This window comes from Leisingera sp. M658 (assembly GCF_025144145.1).
In the GTDB taxonomy this organism is placed as follows: Bacteria; Pseudomonadota; Alphaproteobacteria; order Rhodobacterales; family Rhodobacteraceae; genus Leisingera.
Window position 1 is genome coordinate 1,122,644 of the sequence record NZ_CP083546.1, and the last position, 13,201, is coordinate 1,135,844.

13 protein-coding genes and 1 pseudogene are annotated in these 13,201 nt (G+C 62.3%); 6 read left to right on the forward strand and 8 right to left on the reverse strand.

Annotated elements, in window-relative coordinates:
* Nucleotide 1: 1 nt before the first annotated feature.
* Both K3724_RS05620 and nhaC read right to left on the reverse strand, forming a co-directional pair.
* A complete protein-coding gene (locus K3724_RS05620; RefSeq protein WP_259990841.1) occupies nucleotides 2–1,024 on the reverse strand; it encodes a GlxA family transcriptional regulator in 1,023 nt (340 codons plus the stop codon).
* Nucleotides 1,025–1,098: 74 nt separating this feature from the next.
* The gene (gene nhaC, locus K3724_RS05625; RefSeq protein WP_259992568.1) at nucleotides 1,099–2,529 is read right to left on the reverse strand and encodes a Na+/H+ antiporter NhaC; all 1,431 of its coding nucleotides are present in this window, start codon (nucleotides 2,527–2,529) and stop codon (nucleotides 1,099–1,101) included.
* A 374-nt stretch (nucleotides 2,530–2,903) separates the two neighbouring features.
* Here nhaC and K3724_RS05630 point away from each other — a divergent pair, with 374 nt between their 5' ends.
* A complete protein-coding gene (locus tag K3724_RS05630; RefSeq protein WP_259990842.1) occupies nucleotides 2,904–3,254 on the forward strand; it encodes an H-type lectin domain-containing protein in 351 nt (116 codons plus the stop codon).
* Between the two features lie 9 nt (nucleotides 3,255–3,263).
* Here K3724_RS05630 and K3724_RS05635 read toward each other — a convergent pair whose 3' ends face one another.
* Nucleotides 3,264–3,665, reverse strand: a complete 402-nt coding sequence (locus K3724_RS05635; protein ID WP_259990844.1) for a helix-turn-helix domain-containing protein — start codon at nucleotides 3,663–3,665, stop codon at nucleotides 3,264–3,266.
* A 69-nt stretch (nucleotides 3,666–3,734) separates the two neighbouring features.
* Between K3724_RS05635 and K3724_RS05640 the strand changes: the two genes are divergently transcribed.
* Nucleotides 3,735–4,931, forward strand: a complete 1,197-nt coding sequence (locus tag K3724_RS05640) for an MFS transporter (protein WP_259990846.1) — start codon at nucleotides 3,735–3,737, stop codon at nucleotides 4,929–4,931.
* 56 nt (nucleotides 4,932–4,987) lie between these two features.
* On the opposite strand, the gene K3724_RS05645 is transcribed toward K3724_RS05640, so the two are convergent.
* Entirely contained in the window at nucleotides 4,988–6,010 is a 1,023-nt protein-coding gene (locus tag K3724_RS05645) for a ribose-phosphate pyrophosphokinase (RefSeq protein WP_129370182.1), read from the reverse strand.
* A 107-nt stretch (nucleotides 6,011–6,117) separates the two neighbouring features.
* On the opposite strand from K3724_RS05645, the gene K3724_RS05650 reads away from it, so the two are divergent.
* Nucleotides 6,118–6,720 carry a 2-hydroxychromene-2-carboxylate isomerase gene (locus tag K3724_RS05650; RefSeq protein WP_259990849.1) on the forward strand — a complete coding sequence of 201 codons (603 nt, stop codon included), beginning with the start codon at nucleotides 6,118–6,120 and terminating at the stop codon, nucleotides 6,718–6,720.
* Complete coding sequence (locus K3724_RS05655; protein ID WP_259990851.1) at nucleotides 6,717–7,532, forward strand: alpha/beta fold hydrolase; 816 nt, start codon at nucleotides 6,717–6,719, stop codon at nucleotides 7,530–7,532. The genes K3724_RS05650 and K3724_RS05655 overlap by 4 nt, the downstream gene beginning before the upstream one ends.
* A gap of 136 nt (nucleotides 7,533–7,668) precedes the next feature.
* Here the strand turns inward: K3724_RS05655 and K3724_RS05660 are convergent, their stop codons facing one another.
* A complete protein-coding gene (locus K3724_RS05660) occupies nucleotides 7,669–8,124 on the reverse strand; it encodes a hypothetical protein (RefSeq protein ID WP_259990853.1) in 456 nt (151 codons plus the stop codon).
* A gap of 63 nt (nucleotides 8,125–8,187) precedes the next feature.
* On the opposite strand from K3724_RS05660, the gene K3724_RS05665 reads away from it, so the two are divergent.
* Nucleotides 8,188–9,057, forward strand: coding sequence for a LysR family transcriptional regulator (locus K3724_RS05665; protein ID WP_259990855.1), 870 nt, complete (start codon nucleotides 8,188–8,190; stop codon nucleotides 9,055–9,057).
* Nucleotides 9,058–9,088: 31 nt separating this feature from the next.
* Nucleotides 9,089–10,489: pseudogene (locus K3724_RS05670) on the forward strand (transposase); the annotation flags it as partial.
* A gap of 124 nt (nucleotides 10,490–10,613) precedes the next feature.
* Here the strand turns inward: K3724_RS05670 and K3724_RS05675 are convergent.
* The 3 genes from K3724_RS05675 to K3724_RS05685 form a co-directional block, all read right to left on the reverse strand.
* Entirely contained in the window at nucleotides 10,614–11,648 is a 1,035-nt protein-coding gene (locus K3724_RS05675; RefSeq protein WP_259990857.1) for a low specificity L-threonine aldolase, read from the reverse strand.
* A gap of 72 nt (nucleotides 11,649–11,720) precedes the next feature.
* On the reverse strand, nucleotides 11,721–12,203 hold the full coding sequence (locus K3724_RS05680) for a YcgN family cysteine cluster protein (RefSeq protein WP_259990859.1): 483 nt from the start codon (nucleotides 12,201–12,203) through the stop codon (nucleotides 11,721–11,723).
* Nucleotides 12,200–13,132 carry a bifunctional riboflavin kinase/FAD synthetase gene (locus tag K3724_RS05685; protein ID WP_259990860.1) on the reverse strand — a complete coding sequence of 311 codons (933 nt, stop codon included), beginning with the start codon at nucleotides 13,130–13,132 and terminating at the stop codon, nucleotides 12,200–12,202. Before K3724_RS05685 ends, K3724_RS05680 begins: the two co-directional genes overlap by 4 nt.
* Between the last annotated feature and the right edge of the window lie 69 nt (nucleotides 13,133–13,201).

Below are 13,201 nucleotides of genomic sequence, written 5' to 3' on the forward strand. Positions count from 1 at the left end.
CCTATTCTCTTGCCGCCGTTTCCGTCCAGCTTTTGCGAAAGGACGCAGGCGACTGGCCGTAGCGTTTCTTGAAACGGATCGACAGCTGCGTGGCACTGCTGAAACCGGTGGCGGCGGAAATCTCTGCCACCGTCATATTGGTCTCGTTCAGCAGGGCCAGCGCCCGGCCCACCCGCAGTTCAATGTAAAACTGCACCGGCGAGGTGCCGACATAGCGCTGGAACAGCCGTTCCAGCTGGCGCCGCGAGATCTGCGCCCGGTCCGCCAGCACGCCGATTTCCACCGGCTCCTCGATGGTGTCATGCATGAACTGCATGGCGTTGATCAGATGCTGATTGCGGCTGCTCAGCGCAACGGAATAGGCTGATTTCTGCAGCGCTTCGCGGTTGTTGGAGCGGAAGTGGATGCACATGTCGGATACAATCACCGCCAGGTCCTTGCCATGGTCGGTCTCGATCATCTCCAGCATCATATCGGTGGCCGCATTGCCGCCGCCGCAGGTCATCAGACCTTTGTCGATCTCATACAGGTTTGCCGAGGGTTCCAGTCCCGGAAAATACTCCGAGAACGACGGCTGGTTCTCCCAATGCAGAGTGAAGCGCTGGTCTTGCAGGATGCCGGCCTGCGCCAGCGCAAAAGCTCCGGTGCAGATGCCGCCGAACCGGCCGCCATGGGCGTTCTGCCGCCGGATCCAGGCGAGGGTACGGGGACTTGCGCTGTCCGAGGGTTCAATGCCGGAACAGACAAAGGCATAACTGCCGCGGGGCAGGTCTTCCAGCGGAAGATCGGTGTTGATGCCGATGCCGTTGGAACAGCCCACCGGTGCGCCGTCCTCGCTCATCAGGAACCAGCGGTACAGCTCCTTGCCGGTGACCTGATTGGCAACCCGCAAGGGTTCCACCGCCGCGCTGAAGGCCAGCATGGTCAGCTTCGGCAGAAGCACAAAATAGATGTCTTTAGGCGGCCCGTCGTAATCAACCCGGAAACTGGCCGCACCCTTGGGGACAAAGCTGCGGAGATTCATGATCTTACCCTAACAGATGGGATGGTTACTGCAAAATGTGCGCCGCAGGCCGTTGCCCGCGGCGCGCTGTTTTCTCAGGCGGTCAGCTTGGCCACCGGCTCGCCGCTGTCTTCCCAGGCGGCGATTTCTTCCTCGCTGGCTTTGGGTGAGAACAGTCCGGTCATCGCATAGAAGATACCGATCAGCGGCGACAGCCAGCAGGCAAAGGCCAGCGGGATGTACAGCAGGTTCTCGAAATTGCCATCCGATATCCCCAGCGCCAGCGCCGAGATCACAAAAGCACCGCCCGCATTCCAGGGGATCAGCGGTGACACCAGGGTGCCGCCTTCCTCAATCGCGCGCGATAGGTTCAGCGGCGAGTATTTCATGCCGCGATAGACAGGCGCATACATCCGGCCAGGCAGGGCGATGGACAGATAGGGATCGCCGGCCACGGTATTGGTCGCAATCGAGGTCAGGATTGCCGAGGTCTGGATGCCGGCAAACGACTTCACCCGCGCAATGATCACCTCGATGATGGCCTGCAGGCAGCCGGTCCGCTCCAGCGCGCCGCCAAAACCCAGCGCCAGCAGCACCAGTGAAATGGTCCACATCATCGACTGGATGCCGCCGCGGTTCAGCAGCGGGTCGATTTCCGCCACGCCGGTGTCGATGGAATAGCCGCTGTTGGCAAAGGTGAAGGTCTCATGCAGGCCTGCGCCCTGGCACGCTATCGCCATGATGCCACCCACGACGGCACCGGCAAACAGCGACGGGATCGGTGGCTGTTTCTTTACCGCCAGCGCGATGACCAGCAGCGCCGGCAGCAGCATCAGCGGCGAGATCCAGAATGCGCCATCCAGTGCCGCGGTGATCGCGTCGATCCGCTCAAACGAAACTTGCGAGGTGTCGATCAGGGTGAAACCCACCACCAGATAGATCACCAGCGCGATCAGCATCGACGGCACCGTGGTTGGCAGCATGTTGCGGATGTGTTCGAACAGGTTGGTGCCAGTCACCGCAGGGGCCAGGTTGGTGGTGTCCGACAAAGGTGAGATCTTGTCACCGAAGAACGCACCGGACACCACGGCGCCCGCGGTCCAGTACATCGGAATACCAAAGCCCGCGCCGATGCCCATCAGCGCCAGGCCAACGGTGCCAACAGTGCCCCAGGAGGTGCCCAGCGACACCGAGACGATGGAGCACAGCACCATGCCCGCGGCCAGGAACAGCTCGGGCGACAGGATTTTCAGCCCGTAATAGATCAGCGTCGGCACGGTGCCGCTGGCAATCCAGATACCGACGATCATGCCGACAGTGATCAGGATCGACACCGACGGCAGCGAGATGTTGATGACGTGGAACACGCCCTCTTCGATGTTGTCCCACTTGTGGCCCAGTTTCAGCCCCACCAGCGAAGTGATGGCGATGCCGATGGCCAGCGGAATATGCGGGGTGAAGTCCCCGAAATAGAACAGCTGGATGCCCAGAACACCCAGCGTCAGCACGATGGGCAACAGCGCCATCGCCAGGCCTGGCTTCCGGATATGCGGATCATTTGGTGACACGGGTATCTCCTCCCTAGGGTCAAATCGCCTGTCAAAGGCGGATGCGGATACACACCAGAAATCGGCCCCGGGGACTCGTCGCCGCCGCGCCGGAATGCACAGCGTTTGCGACAATCAGGGAAATATCCCTGATCGGGGAAAGGTTGGGCCTTCGGGGGATTTCTCCCCGCTCGTGAAGGCCGGACAAGCCTGCCAGGCCTTCAGAAATGACAGCTTGCCAAGCCAATGCCGCCTTGCCTAAAGGCAACAGCCGCCGGGTCTTTATGGCTGGTTTCTGGATAATCCTGCTGTATGGCTTAATCTCAACACTGACTAACCGCTTGGGAACCGGAATGAAAAGACTGCGCAACCCCCGTACAGGGGTAGATCAGGGGGATGCCGAGGTTTTTTCGGATTTCGAGGACAACGGCGAGATGTGGACCGGCTCCGGCCCGCGCGAGCGGCGCCAGGCGGTAAGGTTCAGCGCGGCATTTGCCAGCCCGCCATCGGTGCAAGTGTCGGTGTCGCTTTGGGATATGGACACTTCCGCCGCGATCCGGGCCGAGCTGGTGGCGGAAAACATCACCTGCGAAGGGTTCGAGATCGTCTTTCGCACCTGGGCCGACAGCCGCGCCGCCCGCCTGCGTGCGGGCTGGCTGGCCATCGGCGAACTGCCTTATGCCGACGACTGGGATGTTGATTAAGCCGCGGCGCTAGACCTTGGCAGTCAGGGTACCGGCCCGCAGCAGTTTTTGAAACTTAGGACACTCCAGATGGCTGGGCGCCGAGCAGTCCGCCACATGCCGCAGCGCGTCCTTCAGCGTGGTCAGCTCACGGATCTGCGCCTCCAGCGCGTCGGCGCGGGCGTGCAATTGGCGGCGCGGCAGATCCGGCTGGCCGTGCTTGCCGAACATGCCGGCAATCTCCTGCAGCGAAAACCCCGCCGCCTTGCCCAGCGTTATCAGCGATAGCTGCAACAAAACCCCCCGCCCGAACTGCCGCCGCAGCCCTTTGCGCCCGATCGAGGTGATCAGCCCGATTTCCTCATAATACCGCAGGGCCGAGGCCGCGACGCCCGAGCGTTCGGCAACTTCGCCGATATCCAGAAGTTTCATTCTTGACCTCAAGCTGACTTGAATTGGCAGGCTGCCAGTCCGGAACAGTTTGAACAAGGAAATTCCCGGATGAACACGGAAAAAACACCCCTCTGGCAAGAGCCTAAGGCCATCGCGCTGTTGATGGCCGCCAGTCTCACAGTGATGGCCAATGCCACCATCAGCCCGGCGCTGGCGGGGCTGGAACAGGAATTTGCAGGCGTGCCCGATGCGGGCTTTCTGGTACGGCTGCTGGTCACCGCGCCGTCGCTGGGGGTGATGCTGACCGCGCCGCTGGCGGGCTGGCTGACAGACCGCGCCGGGCGGCGGGGCGTGCTGCTGGCGGGGATCTGGCTGTTCATGCTCTGCGGCACGGCCGGTTTTTACCTGCCGGATTTGCAGCTGATGCTTGTCAGCCGCTTTGGCCTGGGGATCGCTGTGGCGCTGATCATGACCGCGCAAACCGCGCTGATCGGCGACTATTTCACCGGCGCGCGGCGCCAGGCATTGACCGGGCTGCAGATCTCGGCCCGAAACTTCGGCGGGCTGGTCTTCATCGGCTTTGCCGGGCTGGCCGCCACCCTGTCACCGCGGCTGCCGTTTCTGATCTACGGGCTGGCTGTCCTGTGCCTGTACGCCGCCTGGCGCCATGCGCCCGAACCGGCCCGGCCCCAGGCGGGGCAAGCCCAAGCAGAGGGGGCAGGGCACCCGGCCTGGCTGGTGCTGGTAATTGCAGTTTCGGCCTTGCAGATGCTGACCAACGGGCTGTTCTTCATGATGCCCACCCAGCTGCCGTTCTTCTTTGCGTCCCAGGGCCTTAACAGCGCGCTGATGACCGGGGCCGGGCTGGGGCTGCTGTCGCTTTGCGGTGGGATCACTGCGCTGCTGTATGCCCGTTTCAAAGGCGCGTTGCCGCATGCGGCCATCTTTGCCCTGGGTTATGGCGCGCTGGCGCTTGGCTTTGCGGTATTGGCGCAGGAGGGCAGCGCGGCGCTGTCCTTGGCGGGCGCCATGGCGGTTGGAATTGGCTATGCCACGGTCTCGCCTGGCTTCGTCGCTATCACGCTGGCACTGGCCCCGTCCGGGCGGCGCGGAACAGCAGGCGCGATCCTGACAGCATCAGTGTTCTGCGGCCAGTTCCTGTCGCCCTTTGCCAGCACGCCTGCCATCAGCCAATGGGGCTATGGCGCAACGTTCGGCGCTGCAGCAGCAGGTCTGGCGCTGATGGCTTGCATGGCGCTGCTGACGGCCCTGCTCACAGTGCGCCGCCGCCGTGCTGCCCAGTAAAAAGGCAAAAGTCCCGCCGTGTGGCGGGGCTTTTCAACTTGCGGAAAACAGCGGGTTCAGCTGCCGTTTGAGGTCAGGCTCTCGTAGATCGGCACCAGGGTCTTGTCCTCGAACAACGACGACACCGAGGTGCCGTGCCAGATGTTGAGGATCGCCTGGGTGAACAGCGGCGCAGTCGGCAGGATGCGGATATTGGGTGCGGCGGCGACGGCCTCGGTCGGCTGGATCGAGTCGGTCAGTACCAGCGACTTCATCACCGAATTGGTCACCCGCTCCACCGCCGGGCCGCTCATCACGCCGTGGGTAATATAGGCGTGGACTTCCTTGGCGCCGTTGTCCAGCAGCACCTGGGCTGCCTTGCACAGGGTGCCCGCGGTATCGCACATGTCATCGATGATCAGGCAGATCTTGTCTTTCACATCGCCGATCACGGTCATCTCGGCCACTTCACCGGCCTTCTCGCGGCGCTTGTCGACGATCGACAGCGGTGCATTGATCCGCTTGGCCAGCTCCCGCGCACGGGCCACACCGCCCACATCCGGAGACACCACCATCAGCTCGTCCATGTTGTCCTTGAACTGGTTCTTCACATCCAGCGCAAAGATCGGCGAGGCATAAAGGTTGTCCACCGGGATATCAAAGAAGCCCTGGATCTGCGCGGCGTGCAGGTCCATGGTCAGAACCCGTTCGATGCCGGCACCGGTCAGCATATTGGCCACCAGCTTGGCCGAGATCGGCGTGCGCGCCTTGGTGCGGCGGTCCTGGCGGGCATAGCCGAAATAGGGGATCACTGCAGTAATCCGCTGTGCCGATGACCGGCGCAGCGCATCAGATATGATCAACAGTTCCATCAGGTTGTCATTGGCCGGGTTTGAGGTCGGCTGAATGATGAACATGTCCTCGCCGCGAACGTTCTCATAGACTTCGACGAAAATCTCGCCGTCATTGAACCGCTCGACGCGGGCGTCCACCAGCCCCTGGTCAACACCGCGGTGCATGCTCATCCGGCGGGTGATGGCTTGGGCAAGAGGGAGGTTGGCGTTCCCAGCGATAAGCTTGGGTTCGTTCAAAGTCGGCATTGGCTGATATCCCCAGGCAGCAATGGCAATGTGTCAGATTCGTGATATTGAACCCCGCTTAGCATGCACTTACCCTCGCGCAAAGTTCTAAGCGGGAGATACAGCCTATGGCAGCGTTCGATTTCTACTTCTCAACTTTATCGCCCTTTACCTACCTGGCCGGCACAAAGCCGTGGGAGATTGCCGCCCGTCACGGGGCCGAGGTGATTTGCAAACCTTTGGACATCCTGGCGCTGTTTGGCCGCACCGGCGGCACCCCTCCGGGCGAACGCCATCCCGCACGCCAGGAATACCGCCTGGTTGAGCTGGAGCGGCAGGCGGCAAAGCTGGGTATGCCCGTCAATCTGAAACCGGCGTTTTGGCCGGCCAATGCCGCGCCGTCCTCATACGCCATTATCGCGGCGCAAACCGCAGGCGGCGGCGATCTGGGGCAGCTGGTGCATTCGATCCTGCGCGCCTGCTGGGCCGAGGAGAAGAACATCGCCGAGGATGCGGTGATCCGCGCCTGTCTCGACGGCGCCGGCTTCGACCCCGCGTTGGCGGACAGCGGTCTTCTGGCCGGCGCGGAGACCTATGCGCAGAACCTCGAGGACGCAGTCAATGCCGGTGTGTTCGGCGCGCCGTTCTGGCTGACCGCAGACGGGGCAAAGTTCTGGGGACAGGACCGGCTGGAAGACCTGGACGCGCATCTGGCAGGACATGCTGCGTGACAGGCGACCAGACCGGCTGGCCCGAGAGGATCTTTTCGCGCAGCTTCGGCCAGGGCCCGCGCAATGTGCTGGCGGTGCATTGCTCGCTGGCCCATTCCGGCGCCTGGCGCCGTCTGGCCGGGGAGATGGCCGAGGGCATCACCCTGACCGCTTTCGATATGCTCAGCCATGGGCGCAGCCCGGATTGGGACGGCACCGGCAATTATCAGCTGCTGAACGTTGACGCAGGCCTTGCCTTGCTGAGCGAACCCGTGGATCTGATCGGGCACTCCTTCGGCGCCACTGTGGCCCTGCGCATGGCAATGGCCCGGCCGCATCTTGTGCGCAGCCTGACGCTGATCGAACCGGTGCTGTTTGCCGTGGCCAAATCCGACGCCCCGGCGGTATTCGCCACCCTCGAAGCCGCCAGCCGGCCAATCGATGCGGCCTGGGCAGCCGGGGATCTCGCACTGATGGCGCGGCTGTTCAACCGGATGTGGGGGCCGGGAGAGCCAAAGTGGACCGACCTGCCCGAACAGGCCCGTGATGCTATGATACGCGCAATCCCTGTGGTGCCTGCCTGCCACCCGGCGCTTTTTGACGACGAAAACGGCACCCTTGCCCCCGGCGCTCTGGATCCTGTTGCCATGCCTGTGCTGCTGCTTCACGGCAGTGAAAGCCCGGGCGTGATCGGGGAAATTGTCCGGGGGGTCAGCCGCCGGCTGGCCAATGCCCGTGCCGGATGCGTGCCGGGTGCGGGCCATATGCTGCCGGTGACGCACCCGCAGCAAACGGCGCAGCTGCTGCGGCAGTTCTGGCAGGCCTGCAACTGACAGGCCCCAGACCCGCGGCTTGCCCGCCCCCTGACTCGCCCGTGACCCGCCATTGGCCCGCTCTTGACCTGCGGCTGGCCTTGTGCGGCCCAGTTGCGTTTTGCTTGCGCCGCAGGTCTGATGCGCCGCCGGGAGGTCAGATTTCCGTCACTGTTGTCACCACCTCGCGGAAGAAATCCATCTTCCCGTCTTCCTGATGGGTGGTGATAAAAGTGACGCTCTCTGCCATTGCTGCACTCCGGGCATAGAAGAACCGCTGCTCGAACCGGGTCAGAAACCAGCCATTGCCAAGGTCCTGCGTGTCCGCCGCAAGGATCTGCGTGCCCTGCGGAAACACTTCCTGGCCCAGCCGGGTCAGTACTTGGGCAAAACCTTCGATATCCGTGGCGCTCTGCCAGGCGATATCGGCGTCATCCTTGTAGTGATCAATGCGGAAATCGATGTCCGCAGCAATCAGCCCCATGATCGCCGGATCCCCGGCTTCGAAATGTTTCAGAACCTGTGCGATGACGGGGTCCGTGGTCCCGGCCCCTTGCGTAATGCCCGCGTCCTTCATGGTGTTGTCCTTCTGTGCTGCTGTTTTCGCAGACACTTAGCCACGCAGAAGTGTCAAAGTTAATTGCTTTGATGCCTATTGGTGGCATAGTCTTTGACTATGATGGACCTTGCCCCGCTCCGCTATTTTCAATCCGCCTATGACACCGGCACCTTCAGCGCCTCGGCCCGGATGAACGGGGTCAGCCAGCCGTCGGTCTCGGCGGCGGTCTCAAAACTTGAAGAACACTATGGCGGCGCCCTGTTCCTGCGCCGCCGTGACGGGCTTGCGCCAACCGCGCTGGGGCACGAGCTGTACCGCCAGTCGGGCGCCGTGCTGGCGCAGCTCAGTCTGCTGGAGCAGCGGCTGACCGGACGGGCACCGCAGGCGGTGCGGGTGCATTGCCAGCCGGATATTCTGGTGGCGTCCTTTCAGGCCGCATTGTCCGGTCTGCGCCGGGACAATGCGGCGCTGACGTTCCAGTTTACCAACAGCCGCGAGGAAGCGGATATTCTGTTTTGCTCCGATGGCTGCGTGCCGCGGGGCTGCACCTTTCAGGTGTTATGGCAGGAAACCTATGGCGCCGCATTGCCCCGCGATCACCCCCTGGCCGCGCAGGCGGCGCTGACCCTGGCCGATCTGGCGGGCGAGCCGCTGATCGCGAGGCCCTACTGCCCCGGAGCGGATCAGTTGCTGTTGCAGGAGCAGGCGCTACCCGCCATCGTCGCCGAAGCCGCGCATGACGCCCAGCTGCTGGATCTGGTGGCCGCCGGATTGGGCGTGGCGCTGGTGCCCATGGGCCATGCCCGCGCGCAACAGGGGATCACGGTGCGGCCGCTCAGCACGGACACCCCCGTGCAGCGCCAGGTCGGGGTGGCCCACCGCAAAACCCAGTTTGCGGCCGCCATCGCCAAAAGCCTATGCGCCTTCTGGCAGCACCCGGCTGATTTCGTTGAAAAACTCCTCTTTGATCGGATGCCCATTCGCTGATTCAATTTCCCAATTGGTCGGGGGGTGAGCGATGATGGAACCGAAGCAGGAAGCGCAGGCGGCGCTGTTCAACGAGTTCTCTTTGGAAGATCATATCCCGCAAGACCATCTTCTGCGCTCGATTGACCGGTTCGTCGACCTGGATGACATCAGGCAGTATTTGGCAGGCGCTTACAGTCATACGGGCCGCCCCTCCATTGATCCTGAGCTGCTGATCCACTGCCCGGCAGGGCATTGCACAGCAATGACCCAAGAGGGAGGATGCTGTTGGTTGGCTATTGCTTCGGTATCAGATCAGAGCGCCGTTTGTGCGATGAATGCATCTGAACCTCGTATACCGCTGGTTTTGCCGCCTTGATTTGTCCGATCCGGTGCCAAACCATTCATCCTTTTCCAAGAACCGGCATGGGCGTTTCCGTGAGAGCAACTGTTGCGGCATCTGTTCGAGAAGTCTGTCGTACGGTGCATTACGGATGGCTTGGTGAGCGGCCAGCGCCTTGCGGCAGATGCCAGTCTGATCGAGGCTGATGCGACCAAACAGAACTCCACACCGAAGGAAGATTGGGATCACAGTGCCATCGATCCAAGCGATGCACCGCGCGCCGTGAAGGAGTATCTGGATGTCTTGGATGACGCGGCATTCGGTGCTGCGTCCACCGTGGAACCTAAGTTTACGTCCCATTCGGATCCATCCAGTCTGTGGATAGCGGCTCGTAAAGGACCAGCGTTCTTTAGCCATTCCACCAATTACCTAATTGATACCGATCGCAGCGTGATCGTCGATGCGGAGGGCACATGATCGATCCGACAAGCAGAAGCTGTGCGCACAATGTTGGACCGGATCAAGGAACAGCATGATATTGACCCAGAATAGCTTATTGCAGACAGCGCTTATGGATCAGGGCCAATGCTGGGATGGCTCGTAGATCGTGACATCAACCCCCACTTACCAGTGCTGGACAAAGCAGGCCGAACTGACGGCACATGGAGCCGCACCGAATTCGAATGGGACCCAGAGAACAACCAATACATCTGCCCTGAAGGTGAGCCGCTCAAACAGTTCCGCCACAACTGTTCTGATCCCAATCGCAGCCCCAGCGGCAAGGGTGCCGCCAAGTGCCAAGCTTTGAAACACACCTGCCAAGCCTGCCCGTCAAAGATGAATTGCTGCCTGAACGTAGATGCGCGCAAGATCACCCGCGAAGAACATGAAGACGCCCGTCAGGTCGCCCGCGACATCGCCAAGACCAAACAATATGCGATCTCGATGCGTCTGCGGAAGAAGGTTGAGATGCTCTTCGCCCATCTCAAACGCATCCTCGCGTTGGGTTGGCTGCGATTACGTGGTCCGTGCGGAGCAAACGACGAATTCCCTCTCGCCGCAACCGCTCAAAAGCTCCGCAATCTAGCAAAGATCTTTCCTGCACCGCAGCAAATGCGCAAAGCCCGACACGAAAGGCACCCGCGCCGCTTTCAGGGCGTCACTTTCTGCGCTCGCAGCACGCTGTTTTTCCACAGAACCAGCCCCATAACGAAGCCTGCTGCACTCCAGCTCTTTACAGCAGGTTGAGGAAGGCGCTGATCTGCTCTTCGGTTACGGACCAGTCGCAGACAAACCGGGCGGTGACCAGCTCTTGCTCCGGCCCGTGCAACGGCCCGTCCCACAGATGATAGACTGCGCCCGCTGCAAACAGCCGCTGATGGGTGCTGCGGGGCAGGGCGGCAAAGATCATATTGGCCTGGGCTGGATGGGTGAACCGGGCGCCCGCGGCCTGCAGCCCTTTGGCCAGCATCGCGCAATTTGAGTTGGCTGTGCGGGCGTTGTCCAGCCACAGGTCATTGGTCAGATAGGCCAGCATCTGCGCCGACAGATAGCGGTGCTTGGAAAACAGATGCGCGCCGCGCTTGCGGCGGTACTCGAACTCCTGCGCGTGGCCGGGATCAAAGAAAATCACCGCTTCCACTCCCAGGCAGCCGTTCTTGGTGCCGCCAAAGGACAGTGCCGACACGCCGGCCTTCCAGGTCATCTCAGCCGGGGTGCAGCCTAGCGGGATCAGCGCATTGGTGAACCGGGCGCCGTCCATATGAACCGGGAGCGCGAATTCGCGGGCCACCGCTCCCAGTGCTTCAATTTCCGGAACTGAATAGACCGTGCCGAATTCAGTGACCTGCGACAGCGACACCGGTCCCCGCTGCGGCCCGTGGACACCGCGGACTTCCTCGCCTTCAATCGCGGCACGTAAAGTTTCCGGTGTCATCTTGTCCGCATCCGTCACCGGCGTCAGCTTGGCGCCGCCGGTATAGAATTCCGGTCCGTTGCACTCATCCTGCAGGATATGCGCCGGGCGGGTGCAGAACACCGTCTGCCAGGGCTGCGCCAGGGTCGATAGCGCCAGCACATTGGCTGCCGTGCCGGTGGCAACCAGATGCACCGATGCCTCCGGCGCCTCGAAAACCGCGCGGATCTTTGCCGTCACTTCGGCCATTTCCGCATCGGCGCCATAGCCCATGGCATAGCCCTGGTTGGCCTTGGCCAGGGCATCCAGGATCTGCTGCGGCACCGGGCCGGAATTGTCAGAGGCAAAGTGCATAAGCGGGATCCTTCTTTCTGCGGGGCGGGCATTGCGATTCCTGCCCGGCCTGCGCGGCCCTCCAGGCTGCCGTCAGCCCAGCGGCTCTTCGATGATGTGGTCTTCCCACTCGTCTTCGGAAATCTCAAATTCGGACACTGTCCAGCCGCGCACCGACACGCCGGCCTCATGCACGCTGTCAGGCGTGCCGGTCAGCAGCGGGTGCCATTCCGGCAGCGGCTTGCCCTGCCACAGCAGCCGGTAGGCGCAGGTTTCCGGCATCCAATAGGCGTGGGTATCCAGGTTCTCCGGCTTCAGCACGATGCATTCGGGCACAAACTGATGGCGGATCGGATATTGGGCGCAGCGGCAGCTGTCATCATCCAGCAAGCGGCAGGCGACACGGGTCAGGGCGACCTCGCCGCTGTCCTCGTCCTCCAGCTTGTTCAGGCAGCATTTGCCGCAGCCGTCGCACAGCGCTTCCCATTCCTTTTGGTTCAGCTTCGCAAGCGGTTTCTTCTCCCAGAAACGCTTGCCCAGACCCGAACGGTCAATCACGTCTTTCTCAGGTTTCATAGCGCCACCAGGATTTCGCGGGACGTGGTGCAATCTGCGTCCATCTGTTCAATCAGCGCTTCCAGCCCGTCAAACTTCAGCTCGGGCCGCAAAAAGGCCACCAGCGCAACCGACAGCGTCGCGCCATAAAGATCGCCCGAGAAATCAAACAGGAAGGTTTCGATGTTGGGCACCACTCCGTCAAACATCGGCCTGACCCCGATCGAGGCGGCACCCAGATAGCTGCCCGCATGCGGCCCGTCCAGCACATCCACCAGCACCGCATAGACACCGAACCGCGGCTGGTGCAGCCCCTCAATCGACATGTTCGCGGTCGGAAAACCCAGCTCCCGTCCGCGCTGCTCGCCGCCGATCACCACGCCCTCAATGCGGTGCCAGTGGCCCAGCATCTCCTTGGCATCCGCCGGCCGGCCCTCGCTTAGCGCGTTGCGGATCGCGGTTGAAGACACCGCGTGTTCGGAATACTCCATCAGGGGCGCAATGGTGACGCCAAAGCCGTGCACCGCGCCGAACCGCTGCAGGTCATCCGCATTGCCCGCACGACCCTTGCCAAAGCAGAAATCGGCGCCCACCACCACATGTGCCAGCCCCAGTCCGCCGGCGATCACGTCACGGGCAAACTCTTCCGGTGTCAGGCTGGACAGCGCGGTGTTGAAGTTCAGCTCATACAGCCGCTCCACCCCCAGCTTCTCCAGCCGGTGGGCGCGGGTCTCGGCCCGCATCAGCCGGAACGGCGGCGCCTCGGGCGTAAAATACTCGCGCGGGTGCGGCTCAAACGTCATCACCCCCAAGGGTGCTCCGGGGGCTGCCCTGCGGGCCAGTTCGATCACCGACTGATGGCCCAGATGCACGCCGTCGAAATTGCCGATGGCGACAGTGGCGCCCCGGTCCTGGTCTTCGACGAATTCATAGTCTCTGACGATACGCATGGCGCATCCGTAGCGCCATGCGCCGGGCGGTTCAAGCGGCCAGTGGCGGCGGAGGGAACCGGCTGGCCG

Excerpts from the sequence above, each read along its gene's own strand:
- K3724_RS05685 (WP_259990860.1), bottom strand. The coding sequence starts at position 13,132 with ATGCGTATCGTCAGAGACTATGAATTCGTCGAAGACCAGGACCGGGGC.
- K3724_RS05635 (WP_259990844.1), bottom strand. The coding sequence starts at position 3,665 with ATGAAACTTCTGGATATCGGCGAAGTTGCCGAACGCTCGGGCGTCGCG.
- nhaC (WP_259992568.1), bottom strand. The coding sequence starts at position 2,529 with ATGGCGCTGTTGCCCATCGTGCTGACGCTGGGTGTTCTGGGCATCCAG.
- K3724_RS05630 (WP_259990842.1), top strand. The coding sequence starts at position 2,904 with ATGAAAAGACTGCGCAACCCCCGTACAGGGGTAGATCAGGGGGATGCC.
- K3724_RS05675 (WP_259990857.1), bottom strand. The coding sequence starts at position 11,648 with ATGCACTTTGCCTCTGACAATTCCGGCCCGGTGCCGCAGCAGATCCTG.
- K3724_RS05640 (WP_259990846.1), top strand. The coding sequence starts at position 3,735 with ATGAACACGGAAAAAACACCCCTCTGGCAAGAGCCTAAGGCCATCGCG.
- K3724_RS05680 (WP_259990859.1), bottom strand. The coding sequence starts at position 12,203 with ATGAAACCTGAGAAAGACGTGATTGACCGTTCGGGTCTGGGCAAGCGT.
- K3724_RS05650 (WP_259990849.1), top strand. The coding sequence starts at position 6,118 with ATGGCAGCGTTCGATTTCTACTTCTCAACTTTATCGCCCTTTACCTAC.
- K3724_RS05645 (WP_129370182.1), bottom strand. The coding sequence starts at position 6,010 with ATGCCGACTTTGAACGAACCCAAGCTTATCGCTGGGAACGCCAACCTC.
- K3724_RS05620 (WP_259990841.1), bottom strand. The coding sequence starts at position 1,024 with ATGAATCTCCGCAGCTTTGTCCCCAAGGGTGCGGCCAGTTTCCGGGTT.
- K3724_RS05665 (WP_259990855.1), top strand. The coding sequence starts at position 8,188 with ATGATGGACCTTGCCCCGCTCCGCTATTTTCAATCCGCCTATGACACC.